The 17499-nt window shown below is 73.7% G+C and carries 18 protein-coding genes and 1 pseudogene; 5 read left to right on the top strand and 14 right to left on the bottom strand.

Annotated elements, in window-relative coordinates; all coding sequences use genetic code 11:
• The first annotated feature begins 243 nt into the window (after positions 1 to 243).
• Positions 244 to 1149: a TetR/AcrR family transcriptional regulator gene (locus HDR73_RS02580; RefSeq protein ID WP_012299170.1), complete on the top strand. Its 906-nt coding sequence runs from the start codon at positions 244 to 246 to the stop codon at positions 1147 to 1149.
• Here the strand turns inward: HDR73_RS02580 and HDR73_RS02575 are convergent.
• The 4 genes from HDR73_RS02575 to HDR73_RS02560 form a co-directional block, all read right to left on the bottom strand.
• Positions 1146 to 1790, bottom strand: coding sequence for a GDSL-type esterase/lipase family protein (locus HDR73_RS02575; RefSeq protein WP_223842615.1), 645 nt, complete (start codon positions 1788 to 1790; stop codon positions 1146 to 1148). The genes HDR73_RS02580 and HDR73_RS02575 overlap by 4 nt on opposite strands.
• A gap of 67 nt (positions 1791 to 1857) precedes the next feature.
• A complete protein-coding gene (locus HDR73_RS02570; RefSeq protein WP_012299172.1) occupies positions 1858 to 2307 on the bottom strand; it encodes a hypothetical protein in 450 nt (149 codons plus the stop codon).
• Complete coding sequence (locus HDR73_RS02565; RefSeq protein WP_041464569.1) at positions 2304 to 3830, bottom strand: SDR family oxidoreductase; 1527 nt, start codon at positions 3828 to 3830, stop codon at positions 2304 to 2306. The genes HDR73_RS02570 and HDR73_RS02565 overlap by 4 nt, the downstream gene beginning before the upstream one ends.
• Before the next feature lie 74 nt (positions 3831 to 3904).
• On the bottom strand, positions 3905 to 4666 hold the full coding sequence (locus HDR73_RS02560) for an SRPBCC family protein (RefSeq protein ID WP_012299174.1): 762 nt from the start codon (positions 4664 to 4666) through the stop codon (positions 3905 to 3907).
• Positions 4667 to 4847: 181 nt separating this feature from the next.
• On the opposite strand from HDR73_RS02560, the gene HDR73_RS02555 reads away from it, so the two are divergent.
• Positions 4848 to 5786 carry an ROK family protein gene (locus tag HDR73_RS02555; protein WP_041464570.1) on the top strand — a complete coding sequence of 313 codons (939 nt, stop codon included), beginning with the start codon at positions 4848 to 4850 and terminating at the stop codon, positions 5784 to 5786.
• Positions 5787 to 5804: 18 nt separating this feature from the next.
• On the opposite strand, the gene HDR73_RS02550 is transcribed toward HDR73_RS02555, so the two are convergent.
• A complete protein-coding gene (locus HDR73_RS02550; RefSeq protein WP_223842616.1) occupies positions 5805 to 7067 on the bottom strand; it encodes an MFS transporter in 1263 nt (420 codons plus the stop codon).
• A 37-nt stretch (positions 7068 to 7104) separates the two neighbouring features.
• On the opposite strand from HDR73_RS02550, the gene HDR73_RS02545 reads away from it, so the two are divergent.
• Positions 7105 to 7806 (top strand): maleylpyruvate isomerase family mycothiol-dependent enzyme, encoded by a 702-nt coding sequence (locus HDR73_RS02545; RefSeq protein ID WP_012299177.1) that lies wholly within the window; start codon positions 7105 to 7107, stop codon positions 7804 to 7806.
• Positions 7807 to 7836: 30 nt separating this feature from the next.
• Here the strand turns inward: HDR73_RS02545 and HDR73_RS02540 are convergent.
• From HDR73_RS02540 to truB, 6 genes and pseudogenes are all read right to left on the bottom strand, one after another.
• Positions 7837 to 8650, bottom strand: a pseudogene (locus HDR73_RS02540) (MerR family transcriptional regulator).
• Positions 8631 to 9167: a VOC family protein gene (locus tag HDR73_RS02535; protein ID WP_041464571.1), complete on the bottom strand. Its 537-nt coding sequence runs from the start codon at positions 9165 to 9167 to the stop codon at positions 8631 to 8633. The pseudogene HDR73_RS02540 and the gene HDR73_RS02535 overlap by 20 nt, the downstream one beginning before the upstream one ends.
• 67 nt (positions 9168 to 9234) lie before the next feature.
• Positions 9235 to 10167, bottom strand: coding sequence for a bifunctional riboflavin kinase/FAD synthetase (locus HDR73_RS02530; protein ID WP_012299179.1), 933 nt, complete (start codon positions 10165 to 10167; stop codon positions 9235 to 9237).
• Between the two features lie 2 nt (positions 10168 to 10169).
• Positions 10170 to 10631, bottom strand: coding sequence for a hypothetical protein (locus tag HDR73_RS02525; protein ID WP_012299180.1), 462 nt, complete (start codon positions 10629 to 10631; stop codon positions 10170 to 10172).
• Positions 10632 to 10669: 38 nt separating this feature from the next.
• Positions 10670 to 11038: a hypothetical protein gene (locus HDR73_RS02520; protein ID WP_012299181.1), complete on the bottom strand. Its 369-nt coding sequence runs from the start codon at positions 11036 to 11038 to the stop codon at positions 10670 to 10672.
• Positions 11035 to 11994 (bottom strand): tRNA pseudouridine(55) synthase TruB, encoded by a 960-nt coding sequence (truB, locus tag HDR73_RS02515; protein WP_012299182.1) that lies wholly within the window; start codon positions 11992 to 11994, stop codon positions 11035 to 11037. Before truB ends, HDR73_RS02520 begins: the two co-directional genes overlap by 4 nt.
• 86 nt (positions 11995 to 12080) lie before the next feature.
• Here truB and HDR73_RS02510 point away from each other — a divergent pair, with 86 nt between their 5' ends.
• On the top strand, positions 12081 to 13076 hold the full coding sequence (locus HDR73_RS02510) for a ketopantoate reductase family protein (RefSeq protein ID WP_012299183.1): 996 nt from the start codon (positions 12081 to 12083) through the stop codon (positions 13074 to 13076).
• Positions 13077 to 13134: 58 nt separating this feature from the next.
• Here HDR73_RS02510 and HDR73_RS02505 read toward each other — a convergent pair whose 3' ends face one another.
• Complete coding sequence (locus tag HDR73_RS02505) at positions 13135 to 13701, bottom strand: nucleoside/nucleotide kinase family protein (protein ID WP_012299184.1); 567 nt, start codon at positions 13699 to 13701, stop codon at positions 13135 to 13137.
• A 38-nt stretch (positions 13702 to 13739) separates the two neighbouring features.
• Here HDR73_RS02505 and HDR73_RS02500 point away from each other — a divergent pair, with 38 nt between their 5' ends.
• Positions 13740 to 14618, top strand: a complete 879-nt coding sequence (locus HDR73_RS02500) for an iron-sulfur binding domain-containing protein (protein WP_041464572.1) — start codon at positions 13740 to 13742, stop codon at positions 14616 to 14618.
• A gap of 45 nt (positions 14619 to 14663) precedes the next feature.
• On the opposite strand, the gene rbfA is transcribed toward HDR73_RS02500, so the two are convergent.
• Positions 14664 to 15176, bottom strand: coding sequence for a 30S ribosome-binding factor RbfA (gene rbfA / locus HDR73_RS02495; protein WP_012299186.1), 513 nt, complete (start codon positions 15174 to 15176; stop codon positions 14664 to 14666).
• Between the two features lie 280 nt (positions 15177 to 15456).
• On the bottom strand, positions 15457 to 17499 hold a 2043-nt coding region (infB, locus tag HDR73_RS02490), incomplete at its 5' end, for a translation initiation factor IF-2 (RefSeq protein WP_287136208.1).

Here is a 17499-nt window from a genome sequence, read left to right as displayed (position 1 = left end):
GGGCGTTAGCGTGAGTCACGAAGACCTCCGGTGATGACGTGTGCTTGGTAACTCACATCGTCCCGGAGGTCTTCGCTATCCGCTCACGCGTTCACAACCTCCCGAGGAACTACAGCTAGCCGCGGCGGCTGCGGGCCCCGTCCGACGGAGCCGCGAGCACCGGTCGCGTCGCGTCCTCCGCGCTCCCCGTCGCGGGATCCTTTGCGCCCAAACCCCTGGCGCCGTCCCGATAGGATCGGGCGCATGGAGCGGCGAGCCGGTCGGGTCGGGAGGCCCGCGCGCGTCTCGCGGAGGCTGATCGCGGAGGCGGCCCTCGAGGTCGGCCTCAGCACCCTCACCCTCACCTCCCTCGCCCATCGCCTCGGCGTCGACCACTCGACGCTGTACCGTCACGTCGCCAACCACGACGACATCGTCCTCCTCGCCTGCGACACCGCCATCGCGCGGATGGAGTGGCCGGAGGTCCCCGACTCCCCCGCCGCCGTGCTCACCGCGCCGGACGACACCTCGTGGCGCACCTACCTCGAGCAGGCCGTCGAGAGCGTCTGGGACATGTACGACCGGCACCCGGGCCTCGCGAGCGCGATCCGCCACCTCGACACGGCCCCCGACCAGGCCGTCCTGCGCTTCACCGGGTCGATCCGCGACCTCTCCCGGATGGGGTTCGCCGAGGCGGATGCGGTGCTGGTGCTCGACCTCGTGCTCGACATCGCGGTCGAGTCTTACGTGGGGTGGGAGCGCGTGCTCGCCGCAGGAGGCGCCGCCGCGGACCCGCCCGCGTCGTCCGCGCCCCTCGCGGACGCGCTGCTGCCGGCCGCCAGGGGTCGCGGGCTGCTCAGCCTCGCCGCCGACGGGATCGCCGCCGACCAGGCGGCCGATGCCGACGCGGATCCGGAGGCGGCGTCCCGTGCGTCGCGGCGCGGCGGCCCCGCGCACTCCGCGGGCGCACCGGACGCGATGCACGCGCGCGAGGAGCGAGCCCAGCGCGACGCGCTGGGCACGGTGGACCGCGTCACCGCGCGGTTCGCGGGCGAGGTGTCGACGGGATCAGCCGCGACGCCGCGCGACTGGTGGCGACGCAAGCTCGGCGTGATCCTCGCGAGTGTCGGCTCGCTGCGCTCCCCCGGACCGGACGCGTCGGACCGCTAGGAGCGGGCCGGACCCCCCGCGTCCGCGTCGGCGCCAGCGTCGGCGTCGGCGTCGGCGGAACCGTCGTCGTCGTGGTCGTCGTCGTGCTCGTCGTCCCGCGCGGCGAGCACGGGTGCGAGCACCGCGCGGACCGCCGCGGCCCCGTCGTCGTTCAGGTGCAGTCGGTCGTCCGTGAGGGTGGGAGCGAGCTCGCCGTCGCCGAAGCCGAGGGCGGGCCACAGGTCCACGTGCTCGGCGCGGACGGCGCGCGCGTACTGGCGGGTGTGGACGTTGACGACGCGGATCCGCTCGGCGTGCTCACGCTGGCGTGGCGGCACCGAGAGCACGACGATCCGGGCCGCGGGCAGGTCGCGTCGCAGGTGCGCGAGGATCGTCTCCAGCCCGCGGACCGTCTCCTCGGGACCGCGCCGCGCGGATCCCAGGTCGTGCGTGCCGCAGGACACCACGACCGTCGAGGGATCGGCGGCCACGGCCTCCGGCAGGAGCCCGAGCACGTCGTCGGTCCGCTGGCCTGGCCGGCCGAGGTCCACGATCCGCGCCCCGTCCGCGTCGCCGTCGGGCCCGGGGACGATGCCGCCCCAGCCGCCGTCCCCCGTCAGGCTGTCGCCCAGGAGGACGGTCGTGCGTTCGCGCGGTGCCATGGATCCGCCTCTCGTCGTGCCCATCATGGTCCCCGCGCCCGCGGAAGTCACCGGATCCGGGCCGACCTCAGCCGCGCTGCCGGCGCGCCACGCGTCGCCACCTCCGGCGCTGGCGCGGGGACAGGACGAGCACGGCGACGGCGATGAGGAGCGGGAGGGACAGGATCGTCGCCACGAGGGCGCCCGCCTGCCCGGGGTTGAGCGGGATGCCGAGCACGTCGATGGTGACGCGCGACGCGGCGCAGTCGGTGAGGTCGGTGACGCCGCGGTCGTCGGCCGCGTCCACCGGCACGGGCTTCCACGCCTCGGAGGCCGCCGGGTCGGGCGTGCCCTTCGCCGACGGCGTCCGGCCGGCCGCGGACCCGTCACCCGAGATGATCGCGAGGTCGGCCCGCGCCTGCACGGGCGCCGACACGCTCATCGTCACCGCGGTCGCGAGGCCGGCCGACGCGAGGGCGATGCCCACGAGGGTCAGGAGGATCAGGCCGATGCGCGGGGCCCCGATCCGCCGGCTCACCGCGCGGCCCCCTCGAGAGCGCGCTCGGCCTCGCGGCGCTTCGTCGCGGCGAGCGCCTTCGCGGTGATCCGGGTGGCCATCGACGTGAAGATCACGCCGTGGAAGGGCAGGATCGAGAACCAGTACAGGCGGCCGGCGAGCCCGGAGGGGAAGAAGATCGCGCGCTGCCGGTAGTCGCTGCCGCCGCCCTCGCGGGGCGTGGAGCTCAGCTCGAGCCATGCCTCGCCGGGCACCTTCATCTCGGCGCGCAGCCGCAGCGAGGATCCGCGCTCGATGTTCTCGACACGCCAGAAGTCCAACGCGTCGCCCGTCTGCAGGGTCGTCGCGCTGCGTCGGCCGCGACGCAGGCCCACGCCGCCGGCGAGCTTGTCCATCCAGCCGCGGGCGGCCCATGCGACCGGCAGCGAGTACCAGCCGTTCTCTCCGCCGATCGACTCGATCACGGCCCAGAGGTCCTCGGGCGCCGCGTCGGTCGAGCGCTCCTTGAGGTCGAGGTACACGGTGTGGCCCGACCAGTCGGGGTCGCTCGGCAGCAGGTCGCTGGGCGCGCCGACCACGGCCGAGTCCTTCCAGCTGGTCTCGACGACGCCGTCGCGCATCCGGCCGAGGGCGAGGCGCACGGAGCGGCGGTAGCCGGTGAGGCCGCCCTCGGGATCCGGGATGTAGCTCGAGATGTCGTGCTCGCCCATCACGCAGTCGTACTGCAGCGACTCGATGATCGGCACCGCGAGCGACCTCGGGATGGGCGTGACGACGTTGACCCAGTGCGCGGCGAGGCGCGGGGCGAAGACCGGGATGGAGGCGATGGGCCGCTGCGGCAGGCCGGCCTCGACCGCGTAGCCGTTCATCATCTGCCCGTAGCGGAGCACGTCGGGCCCGCCGATGTCGAAGGTGCGGTTGAGGCCGTCCGGCAGGTCGGCCGCGGCGACGAGGTAGTACAGCACGTCGCGGATCGCGATGGGCTGGATGAAGTTGCGCACCCACCCGGGCGCGGGCATGAAGGGCAGGACCTCGGTGAGGTGGCGGATCATCTCGAACGACGTAGAGCCGGATCCGATGACCACGCCCGCCTGCAGCGCGATGGTCGGCACGCCGCTCGCGAGCAGCACGTCGCCCACGGCCTTGCGGCTCGCGAGGTGCTTCGAGAGCTCCGGGGTGTCGGGGTGCAGCCCGCCCAGGTAGACGATGCGGCCCACGCCCGCGGCCTTCGCCGCGGTGGCGACGTGCTCGGCGGATGCGCGCTCGGACGAGGCGAAGTCGCCCTTCGACCCCATGCCGTGCACGAGGTAGTAGAGGACGTCGACGCCGTCGACCGCGGGCACGAGGGTGGCGGCATCCGACAGGTCGCCCTGCACCACCTCCACGTCGTCGCGCCAGGGGACGTCGGTGAGGCGGCGGGGATCGCGCACGAGCACGCGCACCCGGAATCCGGCGTCGAGCAGGCGGGGCACGAGCCGACCGCCGATGTAGCCCGTCGCTCCGGTCACGAGGGCGAGACGGGAGGCGGCGCTCGGCGAAGTCATTCCCTCACGCTAGGCAATCAGCCTGGCAAGCGGCTCCCAGCAGCCGGGACGAGCGGTGGACGCCGCCTGCGGGATCAGCCCTCGGCGGACTCGAGCTCGGCCAGGTACCGGCGCCAGGTGGCACCGTGCTCGACCTCGCACGTCGCCCAGTCCACCGGGCTGCCGTGGACCAGGTCCTCGAGCAGGTCGAGGTGCAGGCGCCAGCTGGCTTTGAGCATGGTGGCGACGCCCGTGGGGATGAACCCGGAGACGGTGACGACGATCTCCGTCTGCCGGTCGCGCGGGCCGCCGGGCACCTCATGCAGGCGGAGGAGGAAGCGGGCTGAGACCTCGTCCTCGTGCAGGAAGGTGAAGTCGATCGCCCGCCCCTCCTCGAAGCGCGTGATGACGCCGCCGGATGCGGAGGCGAAGCCGCGGTCGGGCACCGTCATCCACTCGAACCAGAACTCACCGCCGTCCGCCGCGTCCATGGACGCCTCGGCGAGCCAGCCGGAGAGCATGTCGGCGTCGGAGACCGCGTCCCAGACGATGAGCGGAGGCAGGTCGATGAGCCGACGGAAGACGAACTCGTACGGGAGGAAGACGGTGGACTCCCGGGCCTCCGCGAGGAAGGCGCCGGGCAGGGCGGGGAAGCGCGTGCGGATGTCGGCGTGCTCGTCCTCGAGGCCGACGGAGGCCGGCATGCCCTCGTCGAGCTCGCGGGAGGCGCGGCGCGCCTCGGCGGCATCGGTGTGCTCGAGGGCGGGGGCGCCCCCGCGGCGGGAGGGCGGGACGTCGTCGGCGCGCGGGTCGGATGCCTCGCGCGGGGGTCGTCCAGGGGTGTGATCGGGATCCACGTGCCGAGCCTAGATGCCGACCGCCGGTCGGGTCAGTGAATTCCACACAGGTGACACGGTGATCTGCGTCGAGGCGACGCGGACCACGGACGGCGGGCCGCGCGTCCCGCGGACGGCCCGCCCACCGCCCGTATCCTGGACGCCGGTCGACGGGCGGATCCGGGACCGGGACAGGACGAAGATGCCTCGCACGCTCGCGCTCGCCATCGACTTCGGCGGCACCAAGGTCGAGTCCGCGCTCGTGGACGATGCGGGCCGCGTGCTCGAGGGCAGCCGCTTCCGCGGGCCGACGGGGCCGGAGCGATCCGCCGACGAGCTGCTCGACGCCGTCCTCGGGGTGGCCCGGCAGGCGCTCGCCGCCCTGCCCGACGACGCGGAGCTCGTCGGCACGGGCCTCGCGGCAGCCGGCCCCGTCGACGTGCCGCACGGCCTCGTCTCGCCGCTCAACGTGCCCGCGTGGCGCGACTACCCGCTGCGCGACCGCGTCGCCGAGCTCACGCCCGGCGTGCCCACCACCCTGCAGATGGACGGCCTCGCGATCACGCTCGCCGAGCACTGGGTCGGCGCCGGCCGGGGCCACGACCACATGATGGGCATGATCGTCTCCACGGGCATCGGCGGCGGGCTCGTGCTGGGCGGCCGCACCGCCGCGGGATCCACGGGCAACGCCGGCCACATCGGCCACGTCGAGGTCGCCGGGTTCGACGACCCGTGCACCTGCGGCGGGCAGGGCTGCGTGGAGGCGATCGCGTCGGGACCGAAGAGCGTCGCGTGGGCGCGCGCGCAGGGGTGGACGGGATCCACCGGCGAGGACCTCGCGGCCTCCTACCGCGACGGCGACGAGACGGCCGTGGCTGCGGTACGGCGCGCGGGCCTCGCAATCGGCCGCGCCATCGCGTCGGCCAGCTCGCTCGTCGACCTCGACGTCGTCGCGATCGGCGGCGGCTTCAGCCGCGTCACGCCCGACCTCTTCGACATGATCCGCGAGCCCATCGCCCTCCGCCAGCAGTTCGGCTTCGTGACCAAGACGCGCGTCGTGCCCTCCGGCCTCTCGGCGGACGGGCCGATCATCGGCGCGGGCGCGCTCGTGCACCGCCGGGAGATGGTCCCGAGCTTCTGAGCTCGCCGCCGGAGCGCGTCAGCGCTCGCGCACGGCCTCGCGGGGTGCCCGGTCCCACGTGTCCTCGAGCATGCGGGGCTTCGCGAGGTAGAAGCCGGAGGCCGACGCCACCGCGACCATCGCGAACAGCATCAGCAGCGGCGCGGTCCAGCTGTCGGTGATCTCGTGCAGCACGCCGAACATGAGCGGGCCGATCGCGCCGACCGAGTAGCCGATGCCCTGCACGAAGCCGCTGAGGGCGACCACTCCCCCGTGCGTGCGGGTGCGCAGGTTGATCAGCACGAAGACCAGCGGGAACAGCAGCGGGCCGGATCCGGCGGCGGCCACCCAGAGCAGCGGAGCGGCGGCGGGTGCGACCAGCAGCCCGACGTAGCCGACGACGAAGAAGAGCACGCCGACCTGGATGAGGATTCCGACGTTCCGCATGCGCGCCGCGAGGATCGGCATGATGATCGCCGCCGGCAGCCCCATGAACCCGAACACGGCGAGCAGCGCGCCGGACGCGACGGGCGGCTGCCCCGCGGTGTCCTGCAGGAGCGCGGGCAGCCACGCGAACATCGCGTAGGCGTTGAACGACGAGGCGGCCTGGATCCCGACGAGCGCCCACGCGACCGGCGAGCGGAACACGCGGCCCGTGATGGCGGCGGGCACCTCGTCCACCTGGTCGAGCGCGGCCGCTGCCGCGCGCTCGCGTCGGGTGTCGCGGCGGTGCTGGACGAGGAGCGCGACCCACGGCACGAGCGCGACGACCGCGACGGCGGCCCACGCGCCGATCGCCACGCGCCAGCCCGCGCCGTCGGCCAGGGGCGCGGCGACGAGCGAGGGCACGCCCGTGCTGATCGACATCATCACGGTCGTGAGCGACGTGAGCGGCCCGATCCGCCCGGGGAAGTACTTCTTCACGAGCGGCGGCAGGAGCACGTTGCCGAGGCCCATGCCCGCGAGCGACAGGATCGTGCCGAGGCCGAAGACGACCACGGTGTCGGATCCGGCGCGCAGCAGGTGCCCGACCACCATCGCGACGAGCCCCACCACGACGGTGAGCTCGAGGCCGAGCCGGCGGGAGATCGCGGGCGCGAGCAGGCCGAACAGCGCGAAGCAGACCGGCGGCAGCGCGCCGAGCACGCCGATGGAGACGCTGTCGAGCGGCACGTCGCGGCCGATCTCGTCCACGATCGGCGAGAAGACGGCGACGGCGGTGCGGAGGTTCAGGGCGACCAGCACGATGCCGACCAGGGCGAGGAGCGCGCCCGCACGGGGAGCTGCGGGAGTCGTCGTCACCACCAGATTCTACGGCGGCCGGAATAGGCTCTCGGCCATGAGCGAGATCTCCCGGCACCTGCCCCTCAGCCAGCGCGCGTCCGAGCCCGAGGCGAAGGTCACCGGGGTCTGGAGCGACGAGATCGCCGACGTGCTCGACCGCACCGCCGACCTCCTCGCGTCCCTCGACGCCGCCGGCTGGGAGGCCGCGAGCATGTGCGAGGGCTGGACAGTGCGCGACGTCGCCGGCCACATCGTCTGGCGCGTCGGCGCGAGCAACGCCGCCATGGTGCGCACGGCCGTGGGCTCGATGCGCCGCCGCCCGCACCTCAACCCCATGCACGTGATGGACGACCTCAGCGCCGACGAGGCGGCCCGCTCCCCCGAGGAGATCCTCGCCCGGATCCGCGCCATCGCCGCCCACAAGCGCGCGGGGAAGGGCCGCAAGCGCCTCCCCGAGCTGCTCGAGGTGGTCGTGCACGCGTACGACATCGCGCACGCGCTGAAGGCCGACCTGACGCTCGACCCCCGCTCGACCGGCGCCGTCGCGGTGGCGCGCGCGGCGATCGCACCGGCGCAGATCCGCGGGGTGCTCCGGGCGCGCACGCTGCGCGCGTCGGACGCCGGCTGGAGCGTCGGCCACGGTCCCGCGATCGAGGCGACCGCATCCACGCTGATCATGTACCTCTTCGGCCGCACGCCCCGCCCCGAGGGCGACGCCACAGCGCTGCCGGAGGACGGGGCCGACGGCGCCGCCTGAACGACGGGGATCCCCCGACACGACGGCGGACTACCGCCAGGTCGCCGTGTCGGGGTCGATGCCGTGGGCACGCGCGCTGGCGTCGATGCTGCGCCGCAGCCAGGCGGCGAGTCCGGTGCGCACCCCGTCGTAGTGCGCGGCGAAGGCGGGATCGGCCTCGTACATGCGGCCGAGGACGACCTGCATCTCGCGTGTGAATCGGGAAGTACGCCGAGAACACGGCACGGTGCCGGTCGACGAGCGCGTCCGCGGCGGGACTGCCCGGCTCGATGCCCGCGTCCAGCGCCTCGGCGATGCTCCGGTCGAACGCCGACGCCGCGTCGGCGACGTCCTTCCAGTCCGCCGCGGTGAGTGAGGCGGAGCGCTCGGCGTACTGCTGCCACTCGGCGGTGTCGCCGTAGCGCTGCCGCGCCTCGACCGGCCACCGCGGGTTCCATCCCGGCCCGAACGTCGCGGTCTGCTCCTCGGCGCTGAGGAGCAGACCGTGCTCGTGCGCGTCGACCATCCGATCGAGGCCATCGCGCAGCGACTCCAGATGGCGGATCCGCTCGACGACCTGCGTCCGCTGGTCCCGGAGCGCGGCGACGGTCGGGGTGCCCGGGTCGTCGATGACGCGTCGGATCTCGTCCAGCTCCAGCCCCAGCTCGCGGTAGACGACGATGCGGCGCAGCCGGTCGAGGTCGCTCGCCGCGTAGAGCCGGTATCCGGCAGCCGATCGGGAGGACGGGCTCGCGAGGTCGATCTCGTCCCAGTGGTGCAGCGTCCGGACCGTCAGGTCGAGGAGGGCAGCGGCCTGACCGACGGTCAGGTCCGCGGCATCGCGGTCATCGGGCACGGCCACCATCCTCCACGACGCCGGGGCCGCGTGCGGTGATGCCGATCGCCTCCAGGTTCCGGGCCGCCTCGCTGGCCGGATCGAAGGGCTTCGCGGCGGTGAGGACGACCCGCGCCCTCTCCGGCGTGATCACCTCGACATCCCGCGTGCCCCATGGCGTGTCCCGCGGCTCGCCGACCGCGCTCGGGTCCAGCGCCCGGCAGGCATCCGCGATCGCGTGGATCTGGTCCAGCACGCACGCGAAGCTGACGCTCAGCGCAGGCACCTGCGCCGGCGCCGACGTGGTCGGGATCAGCAGCACGTCCTGGAAGGCCCAGCGGCGCAGATGGACGAGCCGCGTCGGCACGCTGAACAGCTCGAAGAAGTCCAGGCCACGGGTCCAGAAGTTGACGGAGGCGGCCAGGTCGGTCGTGGGGATCGTCACGAAGGACGGCATCCCGTAGATCCCCCGGAACGGCTCAGGCGCGACCGCGTCGGGTCCGGGAGCGGGAACAGGGCTCACCTCGAAGGCGTCGTAGTACGTCATGCGCCCACGATCGGGCCTCACGCAGCGTGAGGGTCAAGCCGGGAAGCCGCGTGGCGGCCGGCACGACCTAGGCCCCGAGCAGCGCCCGGGTGCGCACCACGTCGTCGGTCATCTGGGCGATGAGCGGCTCGCGGCCCTCGTAGGCGACCATGCCGCGGATCCGGGCGACGAACACGACCTCGACCTCGTGGTCGTAGAGGTCAAGCGTCTGGTCGAGCACGAAGGCCTCGACAACACGCGGCCGGACGCCCGCGAAGGTCGGGTTGGTGCCGACCGAGATGGCGGACGGGTAGGTGCGGTCGCCGTCGCGGAGCCAGCCCGCGTAGACGCCGTCGGCGGGGATGAGGCCCTCGGCCTCGGGAGACAGGTTCGCGGTCGGGAAGCCGAGCTCGCGGCCGCGCTTCTCGCCGTGCACGACGACGCCTCGGACGGCGGGCGCGCGGCCGAGCAGCTCGGCGGCGGCCTCGACGTCGCCGCGGTCCATGAGGTCGCGGATCCACGTGGAGGAGACCTTGCGGCTGCCGTCGGGCATGACGTCGCCGACGACGACCGTGCGGAAGCCGTGCACCTCGCCGAGGCGCGTGAGCGTGGCGGCGTCGCCCGCGCCCTGCGCGCCGAAGCGAAAGTCCTCGCCCACGAGCACGACGCGGGCGCGGAGGGCGTCGACCAGCACCGTGCGGACGAACTCCTCCGGGCTCAGCCGCTGGAGACGCTCGTCGAAGGGGAGCATGAGGGTCGCGTCGACGCCGAGCTCGGCGAGCAGCTCGATCTTCTGCCGGTTGCTGACGAGGCTCTGCGGCCGCGCGGCGGGCGCGAGGAGCGCGGCGGGGTGCCGGTCGAACGTGACGACGGCCGAGGACAGGCCCTCCTCCTCCGCGATGCCGAGGAGTCGCCGGATCACCGCGCGGTGCCCCGCGTGCACGCCGTCGAACTTGCCGATGGTGACGGCGCTCGGCCCGAAGCCGCCCGGCACGTCGGCCGGGTCGTGGACGACGAGCACGGTCAGCGGTCCCCGCGCACGGGGCGCTCGTCGACGGCGCTCACGCGGGATCGGCCGCCGCGGCGCAGCCACAGCAGGCCGAGCACCGGCAGCACGAGCGGGATGACCCCGTAGCCGTAGCCGTAGCCCGACCACACGCTGTCGTGCGGGAAGAGCTGGGCGTCGATGAGGCTGAGCGTGCCGACGACGAGCACGCCGACGAGCTCGAACGCGATGGTGGCGAAGGCGATCCGGTACCAGCGCCGCGCGGCCTCCGGGGTGCGCGCCGGGGCGACGAGCGCGACGGTCGCGACGATGTAGACCACGGCGGCGAGCGCGGAGAGCGTGTACGCGACGGGGGCCTCGTCGTACTTGGTGAGGATCTGGGTGACCGAGCGGCCCGTCGCGGCGAGGGCCAGCAGCCCGTAGAAGAAGACCAGGACCCGTCCGAGACCGGTCATGCGCGAGGTACGGGAGTCAGTCATGGCACCTGCGATTATCCCCTACCCGAGGGAGAGGGCGGTCACGCGGACTGCACGTTCCAGATGACGTCCATCCGGTAGACCATGATCGCGATGGCGAGGCACGAGGCCCCGAGGATCACGGTGCTCCAGCGCGTGCGCTCCACGAGCGCCCAGAACATGGCGAGCGGCGGGATCAGCAGCCCGCTCAGCAGGTACGCGTAGTACTCGATGAGGCTGCCGGAGGGCGGGTTGTCGACCGCGGGCGCGACGATCGCGACCACGAGCTGGCCCACGAGGAGCACCTCGACGAGCGCGGTCGGGCCCATCGACAGGTCGCTGGGCTTGCGTCCCACGGCGCCGAGCACGAGGCACAGCACGCCCGCGACCACCGCGACGGCGATCTGCGCGACCGTGAACCAGCCGATCACGACGCGCCCGCCTCGTCCGCCGGGAAGTTGACGATGGACGTGCCCGTGCGGCCGCGGAAGCCGACCAGCCCCACGAGCCGGCCGTCGGGCGCGACCGCTGCGAGCGGATCCTCCGTGGGCGCCTCGTCGGGCGTCGTGAGCTTCTTGCCGTGCCCGAGGTCGACGGCCTCCTGGTCGGTGAGGTGGAGCACGTCGAAGAGGCGCGCGGCGGCGTCCGCCGGCGGGATCAGCCGGTCGGCGACCACCATGTCGTCGATCGCGACGGCGTCGTCCACGTGGAAGGGGCCGACGCGCGTGCGGCGGAGCGCCGTGAGGTGGCCGCCGACGCCGAGCGCGCGGCCGAGGTCCCGCGCGAGGGCGCGCACGTAGGTGCCGGAGGAGCAGGTGATCCGCACGGAGAGGTCGAGCTGCGCGCCGTCCTCCTCGCCCTCCTCCGCCTCCACCGCGTCGAAGCGCAGCACGTCGAACGCGGACACCGTGACCTCGCGCGCGGCGAGCTCGACCTCCTCGCCGGCGCGGACGCGGGCGTACGCGCGCTTGCCGTCGACCTTGATGGCGCTGACTGCGCTCGGCACCTGCGAGATGGTGCCGCGGAGGTCCGCGATGGCGCGCTCCACGTCGGCGACGGCGAGGTCGCGGATGCGGCCGGGCTCGGCGCGCGAGACGACCTCGCCCTCCCGGTCGTCGGTGGTGGTGGCGCGGCCGAGGCGGATGGTCGCCAGGTACTCCTTGTCGAGGCCGACGAGGTAGGTGAGCAGGCGCGTGGAGCTGTTGACGCCGAGGATCATGAGGCCGGTCGCCATCGGGTCGAGCGTGCCCGCGTGCCCGACCTTGCGGGTGCCGGCGAGGCGGCGCGTGCGGGCGACGAGGTCGTGGCTCGTCCACTCCCCGCGCTTGTCGATGAGGAGCAGGCCGCTCGCGGTGGACGGAGCGGCACGGGGGGTCGGGGTTTCCATGGCCTGACCATCATGCCGTGCCCGGGCCCCCGCCCGGCTCCCTCGGAGACGTCCGGCCTAGGATCGGTGGGGTCGGAGGAGGACGCGTGCGGATCGGTGTCTTGGGGGCGGGCGCGGTCGGCGGCACCATCGCGGCGCTCCTCGAACGGGCCGGCCATGAGGTCGACGTCACGGCCCGCGGCCCGCACCTCCGGGTGATCCAGGACCGCGGCCTGCACCTCGTCGGCGGCTACGGCGACCACGTCGCGCGCGTCGCGGCGGCGGAGCGGCTGGGACGCCCGCCCGAGCTCGCGATCGTCGCCACCAAGATCGCCGACGCCCGCGACGCCATGACGGAGAACGCGGGCTGGCTCCGCGGGATCCCCGTGCTGGTCGTGCAGAACGGCCTCGCCGCGATCACCATGGGCGTCGAGTGTCTCCCTCGCTCGCAGGTCGTCGGCGGGCTCGCGCTCGCGGCGGCGTCGCTCACGGAGCCCGGGCTCGTCACGGTCACGTCGGCGGCGGGCATGCAGATTGGCTCCGCGGACGGTCCTGCCGGCGCCGGCATCGCCCTCGTTCGCGATGTGCTCGATCCCGTCGTCCCCGTCACGGTCGCGGACGACTTCCTCGGGGCCCAGTGGACCAAGCTCGTCATCAACGGGATCAACGCGGTGCCGGCGATCACCGGCCTCAGCGTGCAGGCGGTCATCGCCGAGCCCGTGCTCCGGCGCATCGTCGCGCGCGCCATGCAGGAGACCGTGCGGACGGGCCTCGCGCGCGGCGTGACGTTCGGCCGGCTCGGCGGCCTCACCCACCGCAGGCTCCGGTTGTTCGCGTCGGCGCCGCTCCCCCTCGCCGAGCGCCTGCCGGTGTCGCTCGCCCGGAACATGGGCCAGGTGCCGAATCCCGGGTCGACGCTGCAGAGCATCCGCCGCAACCGCCCGACCGAGGTGGATCACCTCAACGGCGCGGTGTCGGCCCTCGCGCCCGGTGCCGGGGTGGACGCCCCCGTCAACGCCGCGCTCGCGCAGCTCGTGCACGGCCTGGAGGCCAGCGGACGGCACGTCTCCCCCGCAGAGCTCGCGCGGCTCATCCCGCGCTGATCCGCCGGCGAGCCGAGGCGGACGGGTTGCCGGACGGGTTGCCGGACGCCGTCGGGCCTCAGCAGCTGTCGGCGAAGACGCGGCGCGGGAGGTCGGGGTGGGTGACGTCGACGATCATGGTCGCCGCGCGTCGCGGGTTCACCGCGCGGATGTAGCGGGCGTGGGCCTCCTGCGCGGCGGATCCCGCGTCGCCGCCGGAGGTCGCGAGCGGCTCGTCGGGCAGCAGCAGGTAGACGACGGCGTTCCACAGGCCGCGCAGCTCCGCCGTCTGCAGGGCGTCGCCCGCCACGATCAGCACCGCGTCGTCGGGGGCGTCCGTCACGGCATCGCCGTCGGGCCGCAGCGCGAACGGCGTGCCCGCACGGCGGAACGGCCGCACGAGCCTGTCGCGGAGGGCGGCGGCGTCCGGAGCGCCGCCGTCGGGCGCGGAGTCGGCGGCCGCGGCGACGTACGCCCCGTGCCCGTCCGCGCGCAGGACGTCGGCGAGGTCGCGGGCGAAGGCGACGGGATCCGCGAGCGGCCCGCCGTCGACGGCGAGGAACGCGCGCCCCCGCCCGTAGTTGTGCAGGAACTCGTCAGCGAGCGAGGAGAGGACCTCGGCGCGGGAGGCGCGGTACAGGGACATGGGCCGAGCCTAGGCTCATCATCTCGTACGCTGGCCGGATGCCGGAGACCGCCCTCGCCCGAGACGTGAACGCGTGGTTCCGGGAGAACGCGCGCGACCTCCCCTGGCGGCGCGAGGGGTTCGGATCCTGGGGCATCCTCGTCAGCGAGTTCATGCTGCAGCAGACGCCCGTGGTCCGGGTGATCCCACGGCTGGAGGAGTGGCTGGCGCGCTGGCCCGTGCCCGCGGCGCTCGCCTCCACCCCCGCGAGCGAGGCCGTCCGCGCGTGGGGCCGCCTCGGCTACCCGCGGCGCGCGCTCAACCTGCACGCGTGCGCGGTCGCGATCGTCGAGCGGCACGGCGGCGAGGTCCCGGAGGACGTGGACGCCCTGCTCGACCTCCCCGGCATCGGCCCGTACACGGCGCGCGCGGTCGCGGCGCTCGCCTTCGGCCACCGCCACCCCGTCGTCGACGTCAACGTGCGGCGGGTGCTCGCACGCGCGGTCGCCGGGCAGGGCGATCCCGGGCCCGCGCGCACGACCGTCGACCTCGCCGCCATGGAGGCGCAGCTGCCCGACGACGTGGCCGAGGCGCGCGTCTTCAACGCGGGCGCCATGGAGCTGGGCGCGGTGGTCTGCACGGCCCGCGCGCCGCGCTGCGACGACTGCCCGATCCGCGACCTGTGCGCGTGGCGGGCCGCCGGCTACCCGGCGTACGACGGGTCGGCGCGCGTGACGCAGAAGAGGTACGAGGGATCCGACCGCCAGGTGCGCGGCCTCCTGCTCGCCGAGCTGCGGTCGAGCCACTCCCCCGTGAGCGCGGCCGACCTCGCCACGGCGTGGCCGGAGCCGGTGCAGCGGGGGCGCGCGCTCGGCGGGCTGATCGCCGACGGGCTCGCGGTGCGCCAGCCCGACGGCACGTACGCCCTGCCGAGCTGACGCGCGGCGGCCGGCACGCGGAGGCGAGCCGCCCGACGCGGTGGATCAGTGCGCGGGCTCGTACCCGGGCGCCGAGCGGTCGACGTCGTCGCCGTCCTCGTCGCCCTCCTCATCGTCGTCGTCCTCGTCCTCCCCGATCACGCGGGGCTTGACGTACGGGTCCTCGTCGCCCGCGTAGACGCCGGCCTTCGCCTGGGCCTGCACGTCCGCGTCGCGGCGGCGCGCCTCCTCGAGGAGGGCGTCGATCGCGGCCGCGTTCTCGGGCACGCCGTCGAGGATGAACTCGAGCGACGGCGTGAGGCGCGCGGTGATGTTCTTGCCGACCTCGCTGCGCAGCATGCCCGTGGCGGACTTGAGGGCGGCGGCCGTGTCGGCGCGCTCCTCGTCGGTGCCGTAGACCGTGTAGAAGATGCTGGCGTGCTGCAGGTCGCCCGTGACGCGCACGTCGGTGACGGTCACGAATCCGAGACGCGGGTCCTTGATCCCCCGGTCGAGCTTGCGCGCGACGATCTCCTTGATGCGGTCGGCCATCTTCCTGGCCCTCGCATGATCGACCATGGTCGACGTCCTTCCGTGACGCTGCTCGCCGGGCGTGCTCGTCCGGCTGGAGTGCTGGTGTCCCGCTGGTCGCGGGTACTGCCGGACGCGAGCGCCCGGGTCATGCTGGTGTCCCGCTGGTCGCGGTACTGCCGGACGTGAGCGCCCGGGTCATGCTGGTGCCCCGCTGGTGGCGGGTACTGCCGGACGTGAGCGCCCGGGTCATGCTGGTGTCCCGCGGGTGGCGGGACGGGGAGGGCCCCGCTCCCCAGGAGGGGAACGGGGCCCGGATCGGCCGGGGTCAGCCCCGCGGCTTCTCCTTCATCTCGATCGTCTCGATCTCGTCGCCGATCTGGATGTCGTTGAACTTGCCGAGCCCGATTCCGGCCTCGAAGTCCGTGCGGACCTCGGACACGTCGTCCTTGAACCGGCGGAGCGACTCGATGGCCAGGCTGTCGCCCACCACCACGCCGTCGCGGATGACCCGCGCCTTGGCGTTCCTGGTGATGGTGCCCGAGCGCACGATGACACCCGCGATGTTGCCGAACTTGGAGGAGCGGAACACCTCGCGGATCTCGGCGACGCCGGACTGCACCTCCTCGAACTCGGGCTTGAGCATGCCCGTGAGGCTCGACTCGATCTCCTCGAGCGCCGAGTAGATGACGCTGTAAAAGCGGATGTCGACACCCTCTCGGGCCGCGCGGGCGCGGGCCTTCGGGTCGGGGCGGACGTTGAACCCGATGATGATCGCGTTGTCGATCGTCGCCAGGTTGACGTCGCTCTCGGTGACCGCTCCGACGCCGCGGTGGATGATCCGCAGCTGCACGGAGTCGTCCACCTCGATCTTCATGAGCGACTCCTCCAGCGCCTCGACGGCACCGGACACGTCGCCCTTGATGATGAGGTTGAGCGACTCGACCTTGCCCTCCTCCAGCGCACGCGTGAAGTCCTCGAGGCTGATGCGCTTGCGGGCCTTGGCCAGCTGGGCGTTGCGCTCGACGGCCTCGCGCTTCTCGGCGATCTGACGGGCGGTGCGGTCCTCCTCGGTGACGAGGAAGGTGTCGCCCGCGCCGGGGACCGATGAGAGGCCCTGGACCTGGACGGGTCGCGAGGGGTAGGCCTCGTGGACCGCGTCGCCGTTCTCGTCCATCATCGCCCGGACGCGGCCGTAGGCCGTGCCCGCCACGATGGCGTCGCCCACGCGGAGCGTGCCCGACTGGATGAGGACGGTCGCGACCGCACCGCGGCCCTTGTCGAGGCGCGCCTCGATGGCCACGCCGCGCGCGTCCTTGTTCGGGTTGCTGCGCAGGTCGAGCCCGGCGTCGGCGGTGAGCAGGACGGCCTCGAGGAGGTCCTCCACGCCCTTGCCGGTGAGCGCCGACACGTCGACGAACATGACGTCTCCGCCGTACTCCTCGGCGACCAGGCCGTACTCGGTGAGCTGCTGGCGCACCTTGGCGGGGTTGGCCCCCTCCTTGTCGACCTTGTTGACCGCGACCACGATCGGCACGTTCGCCGCCTGGGCATGGTTCAGGGCCTCCACCGTCTGCGGCATGATGCCGTCGTCGGCCGCGACCACGAGGATCGCGATGTCGGTGACCTGCGCACCACGGGTTCGCATGGCGGTGAACGCCTCGTGACCCGGGGTGTCGATGAAGGTGATGGCGCGCTCGTAGCCCTCGTGCGGCGCCCAGACCTGGTACGCGCCGATGTGCTGCGTGATGCCGCCCGCTTCGCCCTCGATGACGTTGGCGTTGCGGATGGCGTCGAGCAGGCGCGTCTTTCCGTGGTCGACGTGGCCCATGACGGTGACGACGGGCGGCCGGATCTCCAGCACGTCGTCGTCCTCGTCCTCGAGCTCCTGGTCGAGGTCGATGTCGAAGCCCTCGAGCAGCTCGCGGTCCTCGTCCTCCGGGGAGACGACCTGGATCTTGTAGCCGAGCTCGGTGCCGAGCACCTCAAAGGTGGCCTCGTCGAGGGACTCGGTCGCCGTGGCCATCTCACCGAGGTGGAACAGCACGGTCACCAGGTTGCCGGGGCTCGCGTCGATCTTGTCGGCGAAGTCCGAGATGGACGCGCCGCGACGCAGGCGGACGACCGTGTTGCCGTCGCCGCGGGGGACGCTGACGCCACCCAGCGACGGGGCCTCGCGCAGCTCGAATTCGGCCCTCTTCGTCCGCTTCGACTTGCGCGACTTGCTCTTGCCGCCGCCGCGCCCGAAGGCACCGGCGGTGCCGCCACCGGGGCCGCGACCACGGCCGCCACCACCGGGACGACCGGCGAAGCCGCCGGCCGGACGCTGGAAGCCACCCGCGGCGGGGGCGCCGGGGCGTCCCGCTCCGCC

Origin of the sequence: Clavibacter sp. (assembly GCF_014802555.1) — a bacterium.
GTDB classification, from domain to species: domain Bacteria; phylum Actinomycetota; class Actinomycetes; order Actinomycetales; family Microbacteriaceae; genus Clavibacter; species Clavibacter sepedonicus.
The sequence above is the reverse complement of the archived record's forward strand: the minus strand, read 5'-3'. Positions and strand labels throughout refer to the sequence as shown.

Coding starts and splice junctions, on each gene's coding strand:
- HDR73_RS02580 (WP_012299170.1), top strand. CDS start 244: ATGGAGCGGCGAGCCGGTCGGGTCGGGAGGCCCGCGCGCGTCTCGCGG.
- HDR73_RS02575 (WP_223842615.1), bottom strand. CDS start 1,790: ATGGCACCGCGCGAACGCACGACCGTCCTCCTGGGCGACAGCCTGACG.
- HDR73_RS02565 (WP_041464569.1), bottom strand. CDS start 3,830: ATGACTTCGCCGAGCGCCGCCTCCCGTCTCGCCCTCGTGACCGGAGCG.
- HDR73_RS02555 (WP_041464570.1), top strand. CDS start 4,848: ATGCCTCGCACGCTCGCGCTCGCCATCGACTTCGGCGGCACCAAGGTC.
- HDR73_RS02545 (WP_012299177.1), top strand. CDS start 7,105: ATGAGCGAGATCTCCCGGCACCTGCCCCTCAGCCAGCGCGCGTCCGAG.
- HDR73_RS02535 (WP_041464571.1), bottom strand. CDS start 9,167: ATGACGTACTACGACGCCTTCGAGGTGAGCCCTGTTCCCGCTCCCGGA.
- HDR73_RS02525 (WP_012299180.1), bottom strand. CDS start 10,631: ATGACTGACTCCCGTACCTCGCGCATGACCGGTCTCGGACGGGTCCTG.
- truB (WP_012299182.1), bottom strand. CDS start 11,994: ATGGAAACCCCGACCCCCCGTGCCGCTCCGTCCACCGCGAGCGGCCTG.
- HDR73_RS02505 (WP_012299184.1), bottom strand. CDS start 13,701: ATGTCCCTGTACCGCGCCTCCCGCGCCGAGGTCCTCTCCTCGCTCGCT.
- HDR73_RS02500 (WP_041464572.1), top strand. CDS start 13,740: ATGCCGGAGACCGCCCTCGCCCGAGACGTGAACGCGTGGTTCCGGGAG.
- rbfA (WP_012299186.1), bottom strand. CDS start 15,176: ATGGTCGATCATGCGAGGGCCAGGAAGATGGCCGACCGCATCAAGGAG.